This is a genomic window from Ruegeria sp. CDSC068 (assembly GCF_059610545.1).
Genome location: NZ_JBXWNV010000002.1, coordinates 175,889 through 196,386, shown reverse-complemented (window position 1 = coordinate 196,386; position 20,498 = coordinate 175,889). Strand labels below are relative to the sequence as shown.

The following is a 20,498-nucleotide window of genomic DNA, read 5'->3' as shown; positions in this document are numbered from 1 at the left end:
AACATCAAATTCAACGCGGGAAAAAGGGCCAACTGCCATGCGCGGTCTAATACGAGTAGTCATTTTCTTAACGGTTATCTGGAGCGCCTATTGGTTCGTCGCCGGATTCGGATTGCGCAACGCAATCATCGCCTGGTTCGACAATCAGCAGGAACAAGGCTGGCAGGCGGACTTTTCCGATGTTTCGACAGCCGGGTATCCGTTTCGTCACGTTACGCGCCTGAACAGTCCTGCTCTGGCAGACCCGGTCAACGGCACCGCGTGGAGCGCGGATTGGATTGAGTTCCAAAGTCCCGCCATCTGGCCCGGACGCCAGGTGCTGCGCTTTGCTGACACCCATCAGCGCCTGTCCTATTTTGATCAGACGGCGACCATTGAAGCCAGCGATCTGCAAGCCGAGCTGCAGCTGCAACCCGGTGTGGCGCTGGTGCTGGAAAAAATGGCTTTGACCGCGGGTTCATGGTTGATCACCGATGATGCCGAAGCGCTGGCTGGCGGCGATACGCTGACATTGGTTATGGAACAGACCTCTATTCCGGTAACATACGCCATCGGCGCTCGAATAGACGGGTTCACCCCGGGAGATGGTCTGCGCGATTTGATGCGGTCCGCGACCACATTGCCGCAGGCGTTTGAGACGCTCGAACTGGACATGACGGCCACGTTCAACAAACCGTGGGATCGTACGGCTCTGGAGCAGGGTAGACCACAGCCGGTGAAGATTGACCTGAACCTTGCCGAGATGAAATGGGGCGCTTTGCGTTTGTTTGCAGCAGGCGAGCTTGATATCGACCACCAGGGCATCCCAACGGGCGAGATTGCGGTCAAAGCTGAAAACTGGCGTGACATGATCGCCATGGCTAATGCTGCAGGCGCCCTGCCCGATCAGGCCGTTGATCCTGTGACACGAGCGCTGAATTTCATGGCCGGGCTGGGTGGGAACCCAAATGCGCTGGATCTGCAGCTTAACTTCCGGGACGGTTTCGTGGCGCTGGGGCCGTTGCCGCTGGGGCCTGCGCCCCGCCTGATCCTGCGTTAACGGCAGTATGGCCCGCGACGGTGGCGGGCTGTATCCAGATGGAAATGATCCCGGTGATACCGGTCCGCGTTTGGCCCCAATACGGTGCCAAACGGCCCGCATGCATCGCGCCAGATCTTGACCAGTTGTTTTTGCGATGGGTTCTTGCGCCAGCCATTCAGGACCGTCACAACCTCTCCATCGGCCATCTTGAAGGCCGAGATATCAATCGCGCGGCCTTTTCCATGCTCGGAAATGCGGGCGCCCTTCCGGTTGTTGCGCGTCCGACACGCGTAGTGTGCGGCAACCTGCAATTGAACCACAGGCCCGCGTCGCTTGAACGTCGGCTTGACCGCTTTCTCAACCCATTTGTTCAGCGCAATTGCCGTTCCACAATCCATCGTGGAGGGACGGCTAAGCGTCACACCTGAGACCGAGGTGATCTGAACAGCGTCCTTGATCCCGCAAGCCTTGATCCTGCCCGGTACCGTCCCGACAGGCTTACCCTGAATATCGATGTCGCCGCATACCGACCCCTTACGCAGTTTGCGCTTTTTGAACAACGCCTCCTGCTCCAAGGCTTTGGGCCGCAAGTAAGGCATCAGCGACGTGTCCGGGCCAAGCAGAGGCAGCTCTGCAGGCCGTGCCGCTGCTGCCAAAACCTGCGGTGAATCCGGCCGCAATTCTGGTCGTATGGTGGCCGGAGGCAGCTGAGGCACTGCGCTGCTAAGGACCGCAAGTGTAGCCTGAGGTCGCGATATCGGTATTAACGAACGTTCCAGCGAACCAGCCTGAGTTGACATTGCGCAAAGCGCTGCAAATCCGGTCAGAATGGTTCTCCAGCCCTGCGTCATGGGTTCGTTTTTCCCCGTCCGAAATCAGGCGCATCCGTATCCTGGCCTGCATCAATGATGCCGCGGCGGATGGCGCGCGTACGGGTGAAATAGTCGAATAACTGCTCGCCGTCACCTGTTCTGATCGCGCGCTGCAGTGCAAACAGTTCTTCGGTGAACCGGCCAAGGATCTCCAGCGTCGCATCCTTGTTGGTCAGGAACACGTCCCGCCACATGGTCGGGTCAGAGGCCGCGATGCGGGTGAAGTCTCGGAATCCTGCGGCGGAATACTTGATGACCTCGGTATCGGTGACCCGGCGCAGATCATCCGCAACGCCCACCATCGTATAGGCGATTAGGTGCGGCGCGTGCGATGTGACGGCCAGAACCAGATCATGGTGATCCGCGTCCATCTCATCAACGTTTGACCCCATGCCTTCCCAAAGCGCCCGCAAACGGGCAATCGCATCCGGGTCCGAGCCTTCAACCGGGACCAAAAGACACCAGCGGTTGTCAAAGAGTTCTGCAAAACCCGATTCCGGGCCAGAATGCTCAGTTCCTGCCAGGGGGTGCGCGGGGATGAAATGCACACCATCCGGGATTACCGGCCCGACGGCCTGAATAACGTGACGCTTGACCGAGCCGACATCAGTCACCGTCGCCCCGGGTTTCAGGACAGGTGCAATATCTTTTGCCACAGCGCCCATCGCGCCGACAGGAACGCAGAGAACGACCAGATCCGCGCCCTCGACCGCCTCTTGCGCGGTATCGCAGACGCGATCACACAAGCCGATGCGGCGGGCCGTGTCGCGGGTGGTCTCGGATCGGGCATAGCCAGTCACTTCGCCAGCAAGCCCGGCACGTTTGATCGCCCAGAACATGGACGAGGCGATCAGGCCAAGCCCGATCAAGGCCACACGGTCGTAAACTTGGCTCATGCGACGCCCCCTTTGAACGCGGTGATGGCCGCAACAACGCGGCGGCAGGCTTCTTCGTCGCCCACGGTGATCCGCAAAGCGTTTGGCAGGTTGTAGCCCGCCACACGGCGCACGATCAAACCTTGTGTCTTCAGATAGTCGTCACACGCCTCAGCCTCTGCCCGATCGGCAAAGCGGGCGAGGATAAAGTTGGTGCAGGACGCATCCGAGGGCACGCCGATCTTGGCCAGTTCTTCCGACAGCCACACCCGCAGGCGCGCATTTTCAGCCTGACAATAGGACAGGAATTCTATGTCATTCACCGCAGCCTCTGCTGCCGCCAAAGCGGTCAAGGACAGGTTAAAGGGCTGACGCACCCGGTTCAGTACGTCGATAATCGATTGCGCAGCATAGCCCCAACCGACACGCATTCCGCCCAGACCGTACACCTTGGAAAAGGTCCGCGTCATGATCACGTTGTCAAACCGATCCACCAGCGATGCACCACCGTCGAACCCATCGACAAACTCGGCATAGGCCCCGTCGATCACCATCAGGCAGGTCTTAGGCAATGCTTCGGCCAGACGCAGCAACTCAGCCTCGGGGATCATAGTCGAGGTCGGGTTGCCCGGGTTCGTCACAAACACGATCCGGGTCTGATCGCTCACGGCGGCCAGAATGTTTTCGACATCCACGTGGCGATTGCGCTCGGCCACCATCACCGGTGTCGCGCCGGCCATGCGGGCGATGATCGGGTACATTGAAAACCCGTGCTCGGTATAGATGACCTCATCACCCGGTCCGGCATAGGCCTGGGCAATGAATTGCAGCACTTCATCACTGCCAACGCCGCAGATAAGTCGTGCCGGGTCCAACCCGTGCCGTTCACCAATCGCTGAGCGCAGGCTTGCGTGATCGGTACTGGGATACCGATGCAGCGTCGCCGCACTATCGCGCACGGCCTCGATCGCCTTGGGGCTGGGACCGAACGGGTTTTCGTTGGAGCTGAGCTTGATCACATGCTCTACCCCCGCCACATGCGACTGGCCGCCCTGATAGAGCGCGATGTCCATAATGCCGGGCTGCGGGGTGATCTTGTTCATAAGAGGCTCCGTTGTTGGAGCCTCTCATACCCGTCTCAACGCGTTGAGAAAAGCGGCAATTCCGTCACGCCGCTTTGAAGCGGGCGGTCGCCGGGTCCGCGTTGTAATAAGGGGTGAATTCCTCAGTCCGGTGGGACAGATCATTGACGCTATCGATGATGAACTGAACCGTCTCCTCGCTCATAAGGTAAGAGAAATTCAGGCGGACCCATCCGGGTTTCTTCATCTCTTCCCCTGCGGACAAAGCAGCATGCAATTCAGTGGACGTTTCACGGTCGATTTCCAGCAAGCGATGCGCATATGGCCCGGCACACGCGCAACCACCGCGCGCCTGAATGCCGTAGATGTCGCTGAGCATCCGGGTAAACAGCTGCTGATGCACCGGCTGGCCAGAGTTGTCCCGCACAAGGAAAGAATAGATCGGCAAACGATGCGGGTTTTCAGTACCTAGCAAAGTCAGGTTCGGATTGTCGCCCCACCCTTTCAATGCCATTTCATTGTACCGGGCTTCCCGTTCAGCAATTTCATCCGTGCCGACGACATCCTTAACGATGAAGGCCAGCGCGGCGCGAATATCTCCGATCACATTGGGTGTTCCGGCTTCTTCTCGCGTGGCCAAATCCTCGCTGTAGTCATGGCGCCAGGGCGACACAAAGCTGACAGTGCCGCCACCAGGCCAACTTGGGCAAGTGCGGCGAACTGCGTTCTGATTGACGATCAGCACACCGGACGCGCCCGGGCCGCCCGGGAATTTGTGCGGGGATACTACGATGGCGTCCTTGCGCGCATCTTCCGGCCCCATGTCCATCGGCAAATATGGTCCACCACCAGCGTAATCCCAGATCGAAACAGCGCCATGAGACTTGAGCAGCCGCGTGATCGGGTCCGGGTCTGTAATGATGCCGGTTACGTTAGAGGCAGCGGAAAAAGAACCGACAATCAGATCGGAATCGGCATTGTCCACCAATGTCCGTTCAAGTGCACCGAGATCAACGCCGCCTTCGGGCGCTTCGGGGATTTCGATGACCTGCGCTTTGCTTTCCCGCCAGGGGAGGATGTTCGAATGATGCTCATACGGCCCGATCAAAACAACCGGCCGGTCAGCCCCCTCAATTCCCATCAAACTGACCAGCCGGTTAAGACCCGCAGTGGCGCCGGACCCGGTAAAGATCACCGCGTCGTCTTCCTTTGCTCCAACAATGCGGGCTATTTCCGCGCGCGCTTCGCGGCGCAGACGGGTCATATACGACCCACAATAGGAGGCCTCAGTGTGGCTGTTGGCATAAAAAGGCAGCACCTCATGGGCGACAAAATCCTCTACCTGCTGCAGCGCACGACCCGAAGCGACGTAGTCCGCATAAACCAGCGGCACGTCCCCATTCAGACCGGGGATCAGAACATTCTCTCCGATCAGCCCGTCGCGCAGGGTTGAATTGCGAGTGGTGGATTGGAGGTCTGCGCGAAATTTGGACAAGGTCATGATTAATTCTCCGTATTGCATCACCAAATATGATTGAATAGGGATGCAGAAACTTCACCTTTCTTTTGGTAGATATCTAAAATTTTGTGTCATATGCTTCTTTATGGCAGAAAAATTAGATCATATTGACAAGCGCATCCTTCGCGAACTTCAAACAGACGCAACACTGTCCCAGCGTGAGTTGGCGGACCGGGTCGGGTTGTCGCAAAATGCCTGTTGGCGGCGGCTGAAGGCGTTGAACGAAAATGGCGTCATTACCGGTTCGACCGCGCGGATCGCCCGCGAAAAATTGGGGCTGAACCTTGTGGTCTTTGTTATGCTGCGCACCCGGCACCATTCGGCGGAATGGCTGCAAGCCTTTCGAAGCCATGTCCTAACCATCCCCGAGGTGGTGGATTTTCACCGCATTGGTGGCGACTATGACTATCAGTTGAAAGTCGTCACGCAAGATATGACGTCATATGACAAGGTGTATCAGCGATTGATCGACAAGGTCGAACTAGACAGTGTGACCTCGTACTTTGCGATGGAGGCCATCGCCGAAAGCAGGCCCCTGCCAATTTGACCCAGCGCCTTCGGCGGACTTCTTCAATGGTCAGGCTGGAATACTGCTCGTAGGTTGTTACGCGTTCAATTCAAAACACAGCCTGCGCCACCCAAGCGTGTACTTCAGCATTCCCACCCACTGCAGGCGTTCCATTGGGGCACTTCGGTGGATATTTTCTAATAGCCGAGATGCAACTTGCTGGATCAGCCTTCAAACCCAATACGCGTCATCGCATGTCCAAACAAAAAAGGGCCGCGCAAATTGCGCGGCCCTGGAATTCTGGATGTCGGCGAAGATTAGTTCTTCGCGTAGAATTCGACGACCAGGTTCGGTTCCATGACGACCGGGTAAGGCACATCGCCCAGGCCCGGCGCGCGAACGAAGGTCGCGGTCATTTTCGAGTGGTCGGCGTCGATGTAGTCAGGCACGTCACGCTCGGCCAGAGCAGCGGCTTCCAGAACTACAGCCAGTTGCTTGGACTTGTCGCGTACTTCGATCACGTCGCCTTCTTTGACACGGTAGCTGGGGATGTTGACCCGCTTGCCGTTCACTTTGACGTGGCCGTGGTTCACGAACTGACGTGCAGCAAAGACGGTCGCAACGAACTTGGCGCGGTAGACAACAGCGTCCAGACGACGCTCCAGCAGACCGATCAGGTTTTCACCGGTGTCGCCGTTCACACGTACGGCTTCGGCGTAGATGCGGCGGAACTGCTTCTCGGTCAGGTCGCCATAGTAGCCTTTCAGCTTCTGCTTGGCGCGCAGCTGCAGACCGAAGTCCGACAGTTTGCCCTTGCGACGCTGGCCGTGCTGGCCGGGGCCATATTCGCGACGGTTGACCGGGGATTTCGGACGACCCCAGATGTTTTCACCCATCCGGCGGTCAATTTTGTACTTGGCAGACGTGCGTTTGGTCACGGCTGATCTCCTTCTTTAGGTCGAGGCCCACAAAGGCCACTATGAAGGGCGTTGTCCTCTTGAGGTTTCCCCCATGACAGGAATCCCCTTACGGGGCCCACCAACACCAATGAAGCCGCGCTTATATCCGCAGAACTGGCGGAGTCAACACGGCTATGGATTTTTTGCTATGTGCGAATGCAGGCAGCCTGGTTGGAACCTTAGTCTGCTACGCTTCGGACGCCCGCAACTGCGTTTTCCCAACCATTGTCCATCGGCGACCGTGTCGGGAAAGCGACAACAGTTTGGTCTGGGAGGCTGGAGTCGCTTTCGCATTCAAACTCGGTATACGCACTGACCCAGAATTCCTGATCGCGCGCGGGATACCCGTTTTCAAAAACCAGCGTTGGGTTTGCTTCTCCGGCGACCAAAAACAGGAGCGCCGTGTACTTTTGCGCGCCATTGGTCAGAACGATACGACCCAGCGCCCCGTCCGCCAGATTCGGCGACGGTGCTATGCTGCTTTGCAATTTTGAGGAATAAACTTCGGCCTGGCCTGACAACACAAGGCCCTGCTCGGCCGGACTGGCCAATGAAAGAGCCTGCCCACGCCACGACCATGCGGCTCCGATTTTCAAAAAAGACTGAGGCGCCGCCTCAAGTCCGTTTAACTCTGTCTGCGTCCACGAAATGGATATGCGACCGCTGTCCCCGGCTGTCATTGTATCCGCCTGTACCTTTCAACAAATCACTGCTTACTGCACCTTCTTATCAGGACAGAATCTGGCGGAAAAGAGACCGAAGCGCAGCAATCACGTAAATGTTTCCGGTGTGTCAAGTCAAACTGATACTAAAAGTGAAATAAATTCAACCTTAGATTGTTTTTGAAAAAAAGGCGATGGACCAACCTCAAGAAAGCTCAAAGCGATTCTCTACTCAAATATTTGTTTTTAAATTGCAAATTATACCTAAGGTATTCGCTCTTCATGCACCACCAATTCCCAGCGGTATTTCGGAAACCATGATATTCTGGTTCATCCAATCCTATCAGGGCATCCGATTTGAGACGTCCGATCGTTGCATTACAGCAACTAAATTGGGCAGTGGTACCAATCTGGGCCTGCCCTTGCTTCAACTCATCAATGGATGCCATTCGATCGCTTCAGCTTGTCCAAGTAAGCTCGTTTCGCGGCCGCTACCTCTTCATCGCTCAAATTCGATCGGTTCAGGTCCAGAAAATAGTCCGTGCCTCCGGCTGGCTGGACGTTCCGATTGTCACTTGTGATGAGCCTATCGGATCTCACGTTTAGAATGGACAGTGCCTTAATCAACGGGAAATCGTGATCGTCCGGACCAGAAACGTTGACAGATTCCACCTCGGCGCGCGGTGAAACCACCTCTTTCACGCGGCGGACCACCGCCTCAAGATCTGCACCCTGTTGCAACGCCTTGCCGTATTGTGTCAGATCCTCGCGGATTCTGTGGCTGCGAAGGTTTTGCCAATACGTACTTCTGATCCAATCAGCCGCGTTTCTGGTCGTAAATAGAAAGATAATGCGATCCCCGGCATCAGTCAGGCGCAAGACCTCATCCAACAGAATTTTGGCAAGAACGTGCGTTTGCTCATATGACCAAACCCCTTTGCGACCGGGGATCAAACCAGCGAATTCTTCATTGCTGATCAGCAGGGGTTTGCCACCATGGTCCGCAAAAGGCTTCAGCGCCTCGCGAACGATTGCTCCGAAATTGCGAAGGGTGCGATCCTTGGGGGCGACCGCATACCGCCGTGCAGCCAGGCTGGCTTCTTGCAAGTCATCAGGCAATAGAACATTCACGCGATCTTTCAGGTATTCCCGATTTTTCGAGAGCGTCTTTTGCAGGGTCGTTGTGCCCGTTTTATGGAAACCTTGATGAATTACGACCTTCAATACAATACGTCCCGCTCGTCCTTGGCCTGCGTGCTGCAGGGCTTTCAAAAAAAATGCCAAACCTGCTCAACACAGGCTTGGCACTTCTTTGGTCAGACCAATTTGAAACCGGCGCTGAATTTCACGACATCAGCCACATTTTGAATGACCGCAGCTGCGGCAGGTCATGCAACCCTCGATCATCACCATGTCGTACTGGCCGCAGGATGGGCAGGCTTTGCCGCGTGGCGCGTCCATGTTGACGACCTGAGCCTGGGGGTCGGATTTGAGCGCCATGCCCTCGCCCTCAAGAAAGCCAATATTGATCATGTGCTGTTCGATCACACCACCAATTGCGGCCAGGATCGACGGGATATACTTGCCCTGAACCCATGCGCCACCGCGCGGGTCGAATACCGCTTTTAGTTCTTCCACCACAAAAGACACATCCCCACCCCGGCGGAATACGGCCGAGATCATGCGGGTCAGCGCCAGCGTCCAGGCGTAATGCTCCATGTTCTTCGAGTTGATGAACACTTCGAACGGACGACGACGGCCACCTATGACAATATCATTGATCGTCAGATAGATCGCGTGCTCGCTGTCGGGCCACTTCAACTTATAGGTCGAACCTTCCAGAGATTGTGGGCGATCCAGAGGCTCCGACATGTAGATCACGTCGCCACCGTCAATTTCATGCGGTGCGCTTGCACTTTCACCCGGCGCTTTATCTTCGCTTTCTGACACGGTCAGGACGGACCCCGTCACATCGTTCGGACGATAGGTCGTGCACCCTTTGCACCCCTGATCCCAGGCCTGCATGTAGACATCTTTGAAAGCGTCAAAGCTGATGTCCTCGGGGCAGTTGATCGTCTTCGAGATCGAGCTGTCGATCCATTTCTGAGCCGCGGCTTGCATCTTAACGTGATCGGACGGGGACAGCGTCTGTGCGTTGACGAAATAGTCTGGCAGCTCTTTGTCGCCGAATTTGTCGCGCCACATCTGCACCGCGTAGTCCACGACCTCTTCTTCAGTGCGCGAGCCATCCTTTTGCAGGACCTTCCGCGTGTAGGCATAGGCAAAGACCGGCTCGATCCCTGACGACACATTCCCTGCATAGAGAGAAATTGTCCCCGTCGGCGCGATCGAAGTCAGCAAAGCGTTGCGAATACCGTGTTCGCGAATTGCATCGCGCACGTCATCATCCATCTGCTGCATCGTGCCGCTTTCCAAGTATTTCTCGGCGTCGAATAGGGGGAACGCCCCTTTTTCCTTCGCCAAGTCGACCGACGCCAGATACGCAGCGCGCGCTATCGCTTTCAACCAGAGCTCGGTCTGACGCGCGCCCTCGTCCGATCCATAGCGCAGACCCAGCATCAGCAGAGCATCCGCCAGTCCGGTCACGCCCAGCCCGATACGGCGCTTGGCCTGCGCCTCGGCGGCCTGTTCCGGCAGCGGGAACTTCGACGCGTCGACAACGTTGTCCATCATGCGGACGGCTGTCGCGACCAGCTCTTGCAGGGCAGCCTCATTCAGATGGGCCGCATCTTCGAACGGCTCTGCCACAAGACGGGCAAGGTTGATCGAACCCAGCAGGCACGCGCCATAAGGCGGCAAAGGCTGCTCGCCACACGGGTTTGTCGCCGCGATGGTTTCGGCATAGCTGAGGTTGTTGGCTTTGTTGATCCGGTCGATGAAAATCACACCCGGTTCGGCATAGTCATAGGTGGCCTGCATGATCTTGTTCCACAGATCACGCGCTTGAACTGTGTGGTAAACCTTGTCGTCGAACACCAGCTCCCACGGGCCATCGGCTTTGACAGCTTCCATAAAGGGATCGGTGACCAGCACAGACATGTTGAACATGCGCAGGCGTGCAGGGTCGGACTTAGCCGTGATGAACTGTTCGATATCCGGGTGGTCACAGCGCATGGTCGCCATCATCGCACCCCGGCGCGAACCTGCGGACATGATGGTGCGGCACATCGCGTCCCATACATCCATAAAGCTCAGAGGCCCGGATGCATCCGCCGCGACCCCATGCACATCCGCTCCGCGCGGGCGAATGGTCGAGAAGTCATAGCCGATCCCCCCACCCTGCTGCATGGTCAGCGCGGCCTCTTTCAGCATATCGAAGATACCGCCCATGCTGTCCGGCACCGTGCCCATGACAAAGCAGTTAAACAGCGTCACACGTCGCGCAGTGCCTGCGCCAGCGGTGATACGGCCAGCAGGCAGGTATTTGAAATCTTCCAGCGCTTCGAAGAACTTCTGCTCCCAATGCGCCGGGTCTTTTTCGACCTGCGCAAGATCGCGAGCGATACGCCGCCAGCTGTCCTCAACCGTTTGGTCAATGGGAGTGCCATCGGCCTGTTTGAAACGATATTTCATGTCCCAGATCTGCTCGGCGATGGGGGCGGCAAAGCGGCTCATTGGTGATTCCCTGTTCTGAAAGAGGTATCCAGATTATCCCAGATCACACCTTAACCACAACACCTTGATGACAGGCTTTCTTGAGCTACAATGTATAGACGGTCTTGGGACGACTCTGTGGGAAAGCTGTGGATAAGTACATAAACCTCATAAAACTCTCCGTCGGATCGGAAAGCGTCGACACGCTGATGGAATGGCAGGATAGCCGCAAACCGCTTTATGAAGACGGCTTGCCGCGCCACGTCACCCGCATGTGGCCCAAGCGCGAGGCCGAGATTCTGAACGGCGGATCAATCTATTGGGTGATCAAGGGTGTCGTACAGTGCCGCCAGAAGATCCTGCGGCTGGACGAAGTGCGCGGCGAGGACGGTATACGCCGCTGCGCCATCGTGCTGGACCCTGAGGTGCACCGCACACAGAATGCCTTGAAACGCCCGTTCCAAGGGTGGCGATACCTTAAATCCGAAGATACGCCTGCCGATCTTCCCAAAGGACGGGCCGAGGATGATTCCCTGCCCGACGATCTGAATCGCGCGTTGGCGGACATCGGCGTGCTGTAATCAGCTCAGCCGGTCAAGCAATTCGGAAAGAACCTCTTTTTCACCCACACCATAGCTGGCAACCCGACTACGCCACAGCGTGGCCTGTGATTGCAGGATCAGGCCGTCCGACAGGATTTTTAGGTGGTTTGCGCGCAATGTCTCACCTGTCGAGGTGATATCGGCAATCGCCTCGGCGGTTTCGTTCATCACAGTGCCTTCGGTTGCGCCCTGGCTGTCCACCAGAGTGTAATCTGCAACCCCAGCGTCCGTCAGAAACTCGCGCACCAATCGGTGGTATTTGGTCGCAATCCGCAACCGGTGCCCGTGGGTTTTGCGAAACGCTGCCGCGGCAGCATCTAGATCGTCCAGAGTTTCGACATCGACCCAGCAGGCTGGTGTCGCGATAATCAAGTCGGCTTTGCCAAAGCCCAACTCGGAGACTTCTTCAATCTGCTGTTCCCACCGTGGCAATTTTTCGTGCACCAGATCGGTTCCCGTGACACCCATATGAATGCGGCCAGCTGCTAGTTCGCGGGGGATTTCCCCGGCAGACAGCAGGATCAGCGAGACTCCGTCGATCCCTTCAACCTTACCGGCATATTCCCGGTCTGATCCGCTGCGCGACAATGTGATGCCGCGCTTTTCGAACCACGAAAAGGTCTTCTCCATCAATCGGCCCTTCGAGGGCACACCCAGTTTCAGGGTCATTGCGCGGCCTCCTCGATTTCCAGCATCAGGTCCGGACGCAACACGCCGCCAACAGCTGGAATTTCTGCCCCGTTGCCCAGTTGTCGCGTCAGCGCATCGTAACGCCCGCCGGTGGCAATCGGAGGCAAATCGGGGCGACCTTCGGCATAAAACCCAAAGACAAACCCGTCGTAATACTCCATCGACGTACGCCCATAGGCAGCCTCGAAATCCAACCTACTCACGTCAACACCACGCGCATGCAGGGCGGCAATTCTTGCCTCAAGCCTGTCCAGCGCCGGGGTGATCTGAGGCAGGTCAACGGCCACATCCCGCAACTGCTCCAAAGCAAAGGGCATGGTTTCCCGAACGGTCAGCAGAGATTCCAGGCCTGCAAGCTCGTTGTCAGAAATCGGTGGCGTGTCGCGATCTTCGCGCAACGCGTCGATGCGCGCCTCGATCTCGGCAGCGCGGCGTTTGCCGATCATAGGAACGTCAAACCCCATCGGGTCTGCGGCCTCCAAAAGCATTGTGCGGTGTTCCGGCTCGGGCTTTCGCCCGGCGAACCGATCGAGCAGGACGCGGAACCGACGTGGACGCCACAGGTGGCGCATCAGCGCGGCCTTGCGCCGATCCGTGGTGCGCAGCCCCTGAACAGCCGCCGTAAGGATGCCGATGTCACCGGTTGCCGCGCGCAGGGGCAGCCCCCGCAATTGCAGGGCAAACAGAGAAAACACCTCGGCATCGGCCCCGGCGGGATCATTGCGGTCAAAAACTTCATAACCGACCTGAATGTACTCGTTGGACCGATCCGGGTCATGCTCTTGCCGACGGAAGACTTCGCCTGAATAGGTATAGCGTGCGGGTTCAGCCCCTTCGGTCATGTGCATCTGCACCACCGGCAGGGTGAAGTCGGGGCGCAGCATCTGCTCACCGCGCAACGCATCCGAGGTAACGTAAGCCCGGGCGCGAATATCCTCACCATAAAGGTCCAATAGCGTTTCCGCCGGTTGCAGCAGGGGTGTATCCACAACCTGCGCCCCGGCAGCCTCGAACCGGACCCGCATCATCGCGGCGCGGGCCTGTATCTGGGAACGATTGGGCATCGGTCAGTCCTGACTGTCCAGAATTTCGCGCACTTTGGCGACCAGATCACCACGTGACACTTCGAACTGGCTGGGGCGTTCTTTCCATTCCTCGAGCGTGGCGCTTTCGGCAATCTTCGCGCCAAGGATCAGGTCCTTGATCTGCACGATCCCATTGGCTTTCTCGTCACCGCCCTCGATCACTGCAATCGGAGAGTTCCGTTTATCCGCATATTTCAGCTGATTGCCGAAGTTCTTGGGATTACCCAGATAAACCTCTGCCCGGATACCTGCGTTGCGCAGTTCTGCCACCATCGCCTGATAATCGGCCATCCGGTCGCGATCCATAACGGTCACGACTACAGGACCCGTAGCCTGCGCGGCTATCCTGCCTTTTTCGCGCAGGGCAGCCAGCAGACGGTCGACACCGATGGAGACGCCGGTCGCCGGAACTTCCTGCCCGGTGAAGCGTTTGACCAGATCGTCATAGCGACCACCACCCGAAACCGATCCGAATTGCCGCTTGCGGCCTTTCTCATCGAAAATCTCAAAGGTCAGCTCGGCCTCATAAACCGGCCCGGTATAGTAACCCAGACCGCGCACGACCGAAGGGTCAATCTCGATCCGGTCCGCGCCGTACCCGCCCGCATCCAACAAGGTGCCGATTTGTTCCAACTCGGCGATCCCGTCCGCGCCGATCTTGCTGTCGCCTACGGCGGCGCGCAAGTTGGCCAATGTTCCGGCGGTTTCCGCGGCCTTGGAGGTCAGAAACGCGATCACCGGCTCAGCCTGATCCTCGCTAAGACCAACACCGTCGATAAACGCGCCAGAGGCGTCCAGACGGCCTTTGGTCAGCAGCTCTCGCACGCCCTGCTCGCCGACTTTGTCGAACTTGTCGATGGTGCGCAGAACGTTGTCGCGGGCAACGACGTCTTCGCCAAGCCCCATCGCCTCAAGCACGCCGTTCAGAACTTTGCGGTTGTTGACCCGCACAAGATAATCGCCGCGCGGAATGCCGACGGTCTCAAGCGTGTCCGACAGCATCGCGCAAATCTCGGCGTCAGCGGCCATCGAGGCCGTTCCCACCGTATCCGCATCGCATTGATAAAACTGGCGATAACGCCCCGGCCCCGGCTTTTCGTTCCGCCAGACTGGTCCCATCGCATAACGACGATAAGGCGTCGGCAGATCGTTGCGGTGCTGCGCGTAAACCCGGGCCAAAGGCGCGGTTAGGTCATAGCGCAGGGCCATCCAGTCGCCCTTGTCATTCTCGTCGACTTCCTGCCACGCGAACACACCCTCGTTCGGGCGATCTACGTCGGGCAGGAACTTACCCAGCGCCTCGACGGTTTCAACCGCGCTGCTTTCCAAGGCGTCAAACCCGTACTGATGATAGACGTCCGCAATAGCCCGCAGCATCTCGGTGCGCTGCGTGACTTCCTGGCCGAAATAGTCACGGAACCCTTTTGGCGTTACGGCCTTGGGGCGGGGCTGTTTCTTGGGCTTGGCCATGTGGGACGTCCTTGGGAGTTGCCTTGTTCCGCGCGCGGTCTATCCCATGGCCTTCATCGGGGCAAGGCGCGCTTTCGCTGGCCATGCGTTGTCCGGGTCGCTATGACCGGCCTAAGACACAGGAGTCCCCCATGCAGCATCTGGAAGAGCAGATCGCCCATCTTGCCCGTACGGTCGAAGACCTCAACTCGGTCGTCACCCGCCAACAGGACGAGATTGATCGTTTGACACGCCGTGTCGAAATGCTGATGCGCCGCGAAGGCGAACGGGCACAGGAAGGCTCGGGCGGAATCGTTTTGGGCGACGAACGCCCGCCGCATTATTGAGGTTTGACTGATGGCGAAAGATGTGAACGGTGACCTCTGCGTCTGGATTTCCACAACAGTAAACAACATCAACGCAATTCAAGCGGTTCTCCGAAAGGAGTACGGAGATACTTGGTTGAGGGGGCGATCTCCGGAAGAACAGGAATGGTCCAGCAGAATGATTGATGAATCTGGTGGCTGGAAGCGCGGTGAAATTCTGACCAAAGAGCAGGTTGGCGATATCTGGTATTACAATACACATCCCGAATATGTCCCGCCTCCGTTCATCAGTGGCGGTGGTTATCCACTAGTATCCGAGTCGGCAAAGGCTGTTCTTGAACAGTTCGATCTAGGAGAAACGGTCTTTCACCCGCTGACAGTGATGGATTCAGACGAGGCCCGGCTGTCAACTCCAGAGCCGTATTATTTGCTGAATGTGGGCAACAAACGATCCATGGGCAATTATGAAGCGCTTGGCCCGGAAGGCGATATTCGAGCGCCTCTAAACTGCCGAGGAGGCGGGATAGCGTATCTTCCGGTAAGCGGGAAAGAAGACCAGTTGGTCGTTACTCCTGAAGCGGTAAGTGGCCCAGACATATGGCTGGACCCCAAAGTCCCTTCACTACTGTTCCTGTCCGACCGCCTTGTCGCTGGCCTCAAGGCCGCCGGGATGGAAAAAGGTTGGGCTCTGGTTCGTTGCGCGGTGGGCACGCTCTAGCGCGCCCAAAGTCACCGCAGGTCACAACCCCAGCGTCGATTTCACCGCGTTGTCGACCACTCCGCCCAAAAGCGCATCCTTATCTGCGGCGCATCCTTCTGACAGCGCGGCTATGAAGGCTTCACGCAACTGGGCCTTTTCCTCATCTGTGGCCGCATGATCTTCGATATTGATCTGGCGATTGTGGAGAGACAGGGCAGTCATCTTTGCGACAACAGTCACAACAAATTCTTCATCACCATCCGCTTCTTCTGCAATCGAGGCGCAAGTATAGTGCATGACGGGCAATGCATCCTGTACCATCTGCTCAGCCGCCTCATCGGCCGCAGCCACACACGGAGCCGCCAGGATTGCGGCGCAAGCGGACATTTTGAGTTTGAAAAAACGCATCACAATCACTTCCAGTTATGTCCAATAATAGCTCCGGCCACGCCACCAATCGCTGCGCCTTTTCCGTCACCGACAATCGCTCCAACACCTGCGCCGATCAGCGCGCCCTCAAGGGTCTTCTTTTTCTTCTTGTCGTCCGCCGACGCGACCGAGGCTGCAACCAAGGCCAGCGATGCCGCCACCCCGAACAAAACTCTTCTGAAATTGAGACCTGCAATTGTCATATCAACACCCTCCTGCGGCATGACCCAAAGACATCTCTGTTGGGTCAGCCTAGCGGGGTGCTAACTGTCTGGCAACAAAGAGAGGTCAGATCTCTTCGACGGACAGAATACCTTCTAGCGATTTTATCGCGCCTTTGATCTGCGGGTTGATCGGAAACTCAACGCCCAGATCCATTTCGACATCACCCGGCAGACTTGGGTCGAGCAACAACAATTGGATCGGACCGCGCGCTGCGCCTTTGGTGGCAGTTGCGGCATCCTCAAGAACTTTTGCTACGGTTGGCACCGCTTGCGCTTCGTCAACAAAAATACGCAGCCCCGTCGCCCCGGCTTCTGCCACCACGGAATCCGCAGGGCCGACCGAGCGCCCCAGCAGCTTGAGCTGGTCGGCTTCCATCGTCGCTTCGGCGGTCAGCACCACCTGCGCTCCGGTTTCCAGATACTCGCGTGACTTTTCGAGCGTTTCTGAAAACAGAGTGACCTCGTAAGCGCCCGTCGGATCCGACAATTGCGCAAAGGCGAACCGGTTTCCACGCGCGGATTTACGCTCTTGCCGTCCGGCAACAACACCAGCCATTTTGGCGATAAAGGGGCCAGAGCGTGCTTTTTCGGTCACCTCATCCAGCGTCAGAACCTGCTTTCGCTTCAGTGCGGGCATATAGTCGTCCAGCGGATGGCCCGACAGGTAAAAACCGATGGCTTTGAATTCTTCGCTCAGACGTTCCGCCGGTAGCCAATCAGGCGAAGGCGACAAGCGCGGTTCGGGCAGGTCATCGCCCGCCTCGCCAAACAGCGACACCTGGTTCGAGTTCTTTTGGTCATGGATCGCCGCCGAATACTGCACCAGCGGATCGAGGCTTTCAAACACGCGACGGCGGTTCTTGTCTAGCTGATCGAAGGCCCCTGCCCGCGCCATCATCTCTAGCGGGCGCTTGCCCACCCTCTTCAGATCAACCTTGCGGGCAAAGTCGAACAGGTTCACGAACGGCTTGCCTTCGCGACCCGCGACCACAAGGTTCATCGCTTCGACACCTACATTCTTTAGCGCGCCCAGCGCATAAATAAGATGCCCGTCCACCACGTCGAATGTCGACAGCGACCGGTTCACGCAAGGCGGTACATAAGGTAGTTCCAGCCCCTTACGGACCTCTTCGAAATATACGGCCAGCTTGTCGGTCAGGTGGATATCGCAGTTCATGACACCCGCCATGAACTCGACCGGGTGGTTCGCCTTCAGCCAACCGGTCTGATAGCTGACAACCGCATAGGCGGCCGCGTGGGATTTGTTGAACCCGTAGTTGGCGAATTTATCCAGCAGGTTCCAAACCTCGGTCGCCTTGGCCTCATCCACATCGTTCTCAGCAGCACCCTTGAGGAACTTGGGCCGCTCTGCGTCCATCGCCTCCTGGATTTTCTTACCCATCGCGCGGCGCAGCAAATCCGCACCGCCAAGGCTGTAGCCCGCCATTTCCTGGGCGATCTGCATCACCTGTTCCTGATAGACGATGATGCCTTGCGTCTCGTCCAGGATATGGTCGATGGACGGGTGCAGCGTGTCCCGTTCGCTCAGCTTATTCTTGACCTCACAGAACTTGGGGATGTTCTCCATGGGGCCAGGTCGGTAGAGCGCGACGAGGGCAATGATATCTTCGATACAGTCAGGCTTCATCCGCTTGAGCGCGTCCATCATGCCCGAGGATTCCACCTGGAACACCGCCACCGTTTTGGCCGCCGAATAAAGTTTGTACGTTGCCTCATCATCCAGCGGGATGGCGTTGATTTGATTCTCCGCCCCTTCAGCGGGTTCGTAAAGCTCCGTACCATCAGCAGCGACATGCAACGGGCGATCAGATTTGAAGATCAGATCCATCGCGTTCTGGATCACCGTCAGCGTCTTCAGACCAAGAAAGTCGAACTTAACCAGCCCGGCCTGTTCCACCCATTTCATGTTGAACTGAGTGGCCGGCATGTCGGATCGCGGGTCCTGATACAGCGGCACCAGCGCATCCAGCGGACGGTCTCCGATAACCACTCCCGCCGCGTGGGTCGACGCGTTTCGCAGCAACCCCTCTACCTGCTGCCCGTAAGTCAGCAGGCGGTCCACAACCTCTTCGTTGCGCGCCTCTTCGCGCAGACGAGGTTCGTCTTTCAGCGCCTTCTCGATGGAGACAGGTTTGACGCCTTCCACCGGGATCATTTTGGACAGGCGGTCGACCTGCCCGTATGGCATCTGCAGAACGCGCCCAATGTCGCGCACGGCAGCTTTCGACAGCAACGCACCAAAGGTGATGATCTGCCCCACCTTGTCGCGGCCGTATTTCTGCTGCACGTAGCGGATCACCTCTTCTCGGCGATCCATGCAGAAGTCGATATCGAAATCCGGCATCGAAACCCGTTCCGGGTTCAGGAACCGTTCGAAAAGCAGCGAATAGCGCAGCGGATCAAGGTCAGTAATCGTTAGCGCATAGGCCACCAGAGATCCCGCGCCCGAGCCACGACCTGGCCCCACCGGGATGTCCTGATCCTTGGACCACTGAATAAAATCGGCAACAATCAGGAAGTAGCCGGGAAACCCCATGCCTTCGATGATATCGAGTTCGAAGTCCAAGCGTTCCTGATATTCCTCTGGCGTTACTGCGTGCGGGATCACTGCCAGACGTTTTTGCAAACCATCATTCGCAATACGGCGCAGTTCGGCAACTTCGTCATCAGCGAATTTCGGCAGGATCGGATCGCGGCGATAGGCCATGAACGCACAGCGCTTGGCAATCTCGACCGTTTTCTCAATGGCCTCGGGCAAGTCGGCGAACAAGGTCGCCATCTCCTGCTGCGACTTGAAATAGTGCTGCGCGGTCAGGCGGCGGCGGCCTTCTTGCTGATCGACATAGGCCCCTTCCGAGATACAAATCAGCGCATCGTGCGCTTCGTACATATCTGTGGTCGGGAAATAGACGTCATTGGTGGCGACCAGAGGAAGATTTTTAGCATAAGCCATTTCGACGTGGCCGCGCTCAGTCAGGCGCTCGGCCTCTGGCTGACCACCCTCGCCCGGATGACGTTGGAGTTCGATATAGAGACGATCGGGGAACATCGCTGACAACCGATCCACCAAGGCCTCGGCCGCAGGGCGTTGACCCTGCTGCAACAACATCCCAACCGGTCCATCCGGCCCACCGGACAAGCAGATCAACCCGTCGGATCGGTCCGCAAGCTCTTCCAGCGTCACCTGCGGCAACTGCCCACCCTTATCCACATAAAGGCACGAGCTGAGCTTCATCAGGTTCTCATACCCGACCTCGGACTGGGCAAGCAAAACCACCGGCGCAGGTGTTTTGGGCTTTTCGCCCGGTTGCGCCTGCACATAGGTCAGGTCAACCTGACAACCCATGATCGGCTGCACTCCGGCCCCGCTGGCGGTGACCGAAAACTCCAAAGCCGAGAACATGCTGTTAGTATCCGTCACAGCGACGGCGGGCATATCCATCTTATCACACAGACCGGGCAGCTTTTTCAGCCGCACGGCGCCTTCCAGCAGGGAATATTCGGTGTGAACACGGAGGTGAATGAATCGAGGAGTACTGCTCATGACTGCCACGCTATCCCAGCCGCGCGCCCGGCAAAAGCAGGAACCTTGGCTTTGGATTGCCAAAAAGATGGGCTTTGATTATTCGGCTTTTCCAGAAGGTGCTTCGGAGCCCGGCAGTAGCCAAAGACAAAAAACGCTTTAGTTTCAATCCAGTGATCGCTAAACGAAGATAACAATCACGCAGCGTCAGTGCTCAATGGTGTATCACATAGGTAGTTTTTCTTGCCAGACAACCTGCGCTGTTTCTAACATCAGATGGCAAGCTATCCGCCCGCTACTCTTTCTACGTCGCATCGAAGGGGGGCACGCAAGGGC

The 20,498-nt window shown here is 57.4% G+C and carries 19 protein-coding genes; 5 read left to right on the top strand and 14 right to left on the bottom strand.

Translation table 11 applies throughout. The annotated features are described in order from the left end of the window. Positions 1 to 37 precede the first annotated feature (37 nt). On the top strand, positions 38 to 1,039 hold the full coding sequence (locus AC2FID_RS05630; protein ID WP_496835834.1) for a DUF2125 domain-containing protein: 1,002 nt from the start codon (positions 38 to 40) through the stop codon (positions 1,037 to 1,039). Here AC2FID_RS05630 and AC2FID_RS05625 read toward each other — a convergent pair. The 4 genes from AC2FID_RS05625 to AC2FID_RS05610 form a co-directional block, all read right to left on the bottom strand. Next, positions 1,036 to 1,872 carry an extensin-like domain-containing protein gene (locus AC2FID_RS05625; RefSeq protein WP_496835832.1) on the bottom strand — a complete coding sequence of 279 codons (837 nt, stop codon included), beginning with the start codon at positions 1,870 to 1,872 and terminating at the stop codon, positions 1,036 to 1,038. The genes AC2FID_RS05630 and AC2FID_RS05625 overlap by 4 nt on opposite strands. Beyond that, positions 1,869 to 2,789 (bottom strand): prephenate/arogenate dehydrogenase family protein, encoded by a 921-nt coding sequence (locus AC2FID_RS05620; RefSeq protein WP_496696203.1) that lies wholly within the window; start codon positions 2,787 to 2,789, stop codon positions 1,869 to 1,871. Before AC2FID_RS05620 ends, AC2FID_RS05625 begins: the two co-directional genes overlap by 4 nt. Then, positions 2,786 to 3,871, bottom strand: coding sequence for a histidinol-phosphate transaminase (gene hisC, locus AC2FID_RS05615; protein ID WP_496835829.1), 1,086 nt, complete (start codon positions 3,869 to 3,871; stop codon positions 2,786 to 2,788). Before hisC ends, AC2FID_RS05620 begins: the two co-directional genes overlap by 4 nt. A 64-nt stretch (positions 3,872 to 3,935) precedes the next feature. Beyond that, positions 3,936 to 5,351: an aminotransferase class V-fold PLP-dependent enzyme gene (locus AC2FID_RS05610; RefSeq protein WP_496835827.1), complete on the bottom strand. Its 1,416-nt coding sequence runs from the start codon at positions 5,349 to 5,351 to the stop codon at positions 3,936 to 3,938. Between the two features lie 103 nt (positions 5,352 to 5,454). Between AC2FID_RS05610 and AC2FID_RS05605 the strand changes: the two genes are divergently transcribed. Next, complete coding sequence (locus tag AC2FID_RS05605; RefSeq protein WP_496755295.1) at positions 5,455 to 5,916, top strand: Lrp/AsnC family transcriptional regulator; 462 nt, start codon at positions 5,455 to 5,457, stop codon at positions 5,914 to 5,916. 278 nt (positions 5,917 to 6,194) lie between these two features. Here AC2FID_RS05605 and rpsD read toward each other — a convergent pair whose 3' ends face one another. The 4 genes from rpsD to AC2FID_RS05585 all read right to left on the bottom strand — a co-directional run bounded on the left by rpsD (position 6,195) and on the right by AC2FID_RS05585 (position 11,134). Next, positions 6,195 to 6,815, bottom strand: coding sequence for a 30S ribosomal protein S4 (gene rpsD, locus AC2FID_RS05600; protein ID WP_058275494.1), 621 nt, complete (start codon positions 6,813 to 6,815; stop codon positions 6,195 to 6,197). Between the two features lie 200 nt (positions 6,816 to 7,015). Continuing rightward, a complete protein-coding gene (locus AC2FID_RS05595) occupies positions 7,016 to 7,516 on the bottom strand; it encodes a hypothetical protein (protein WP_496835824.1) in 501 nt (166 codons plus the stop codon). Between the two features lie 417 nt (positions 7,517 to 7,933). Then, the gene (locus tag AC2FID_RS05590) at positions 7,934 to 8,722 is read right to left on the bottom strand and encodes a hypothetical protein (RefSeq protein WP_496835823.1); all 789 of its coding nucleotides are present in this window, start codon (positions 8,720 to 8,722) and stop codon (positions 7,934 to 7,936) included. 129 nt (positions 8,723 to 8,851) lie between these two features. Continuing rightward, positions 8,852 to 11,134: an adenosylcobalamin-dependent ribonucleoside-diphosphate reductase gene (locus AC2FID_RS05585; RefSeq protein ID WP_282168993.1), complete on the bottom strand. Its 2,283-nt coding sequence runs from the start codon at positions 11,132 to 11,134 to the stop codon at positions 8,852 to 8,854. Positions 11,135 to 11,262: 128 nt separating this feature from the next. Between AC2FID_RS05585 and AC2FID_RS05580 the strand changes: the two genes are divergently transcribed. After that, on the top strand, positions 11,263 to 11,694 hold the full coding sequence (locus tag AC2FID_RS05580; protein WP_282168994.1) for a DUF1489 family protein: 432 nt from the start codon (positions 11,263 to 11,265) through the stop codon (positions 11,692 to 11,694). Here AC2FID_RS05580 and hisG read toward each other — a convergent pair whose 3' ends face one another. The 3 genes from hisG to hisS are packed head-to-tail and all read right to left on the bottom strand — an operon-like array spanning position 11,695 to position 14,960. Continuing rightward, positions 11,695 to 12,384, bottom strand: coding sequence for an ATP phosphoribosyltransferase (gene hisG, locus AC2FID_RS05575; RefSeq protein ID WP_058276022.1), 690 nt, complete (start codon positions 12,382 to 12,384; stop codon positions 11,695 to 11,697). Beyond that, complete coding sequence (locus tag AC2FID_RS05570) at positions 12,381 to 13,469, bottom strand: ATP phosphoribosyltransferase regulatory subunit (RefSeq protein WP_496696217.1); 1,089 nt, start codon at positions 13,467 to 13,469, stop codon at positions 12,381 to 12,383. Before AC2FID_RS05570 ends, hisG begins: the two co-directional genes overlap by 4 nt. A gap of 3 nt (positions 13,470 to 13,472) precedes the next feature. Continuing rightward, positions 13,473 to 14,960 carry a histidine--tRNA ligase gene (gene hisS / locus AC2FID_RS05565; RefSeq protein ID WP_496835819.1) on the bottom strand — a complete coding sequence of 496 codons (1,488 nt, stop codon included), beginning with the start codon at positions 14,958 to 14,960 and terminating at the stop codon, positions 13,473 to 13,475. Between the two features lie 131 nt (positions 14,961 to 15,091). Here hisS and AC2FID_RS05560 point away from each other — a divergent pair, with 131 nt between their 5' ends. Both AC2FID_RS05560 and AC2FID_RS05555 read left to right on the top strand, forming a co-directional pair. Then, positions 15,092 to 15,286, top strand: a complete 195-nt coding sequence (locus AC2FID_RS05560; RefSeq protein ID WP_058275721.1) for a SlyX family protein — start codon at positions 15,092 to 15,094, stop codon at positions 15,284 to 15,286. A 157-nt stretch (positions 15,287 to 15,443) separates the two neighbouring features. Further along, a complete protein-coding gene (locus AC2FID_RS05555) occupies positions 15,444 to 15,983 on the top strand; it encodes an imm11 family protein (RefSeq protein WP_496835817.1) in 540 nt (179 codons plus the stop codon). A gap of 21 nt (positions 15,984 to 16,004) precedes the next feature. Here AC2FID_RS05555 and AC2FID_RS05550 read toward each other — a convergent pair whose 3' ends face one another. The 3 genes from AC2FID_RS05550 to dnaE form a co-directional block, all read right to left on the bottom strand. After that, entirely contained in the window at positions 16,005 to 16,373 is a 369-nt protein-coding gene (locus AC2FID_RS05550) for a hypothetical protein (RefSeq protein ID WP_496835815.1), read from the bottom strand. 5 nt (positions 16,374 to 16,378) lie between these two features. Next, on the bottom strand, positions 16,379 to 16,597 hold the full coding sequence (locus AC2FID_RS05545) for a YMGG-like glycine zipper-containing protein (RefSeq protein ID WP_496835814.1): 219 nt from the start codon (positions 16,595 to 16,597) through the stop codon (positions 16,379 to 16,381). 85 nt (positions 16,598 to 16,682) lie between these two features. Continuing rightward, a complete protein-coding gene (gene dnaE, locus AC2FID_RS05540; RefSeq protein ID WP_496835812.1) occupies positions 16,683 to 20,183 on the bottom strand; it encodes a DNA polymerase III subunit alpha in 3,501 nt (1,166 codons plus the stop codon). Positions 20,184 to 20,498: the final 315 nt, after the last annotated feature.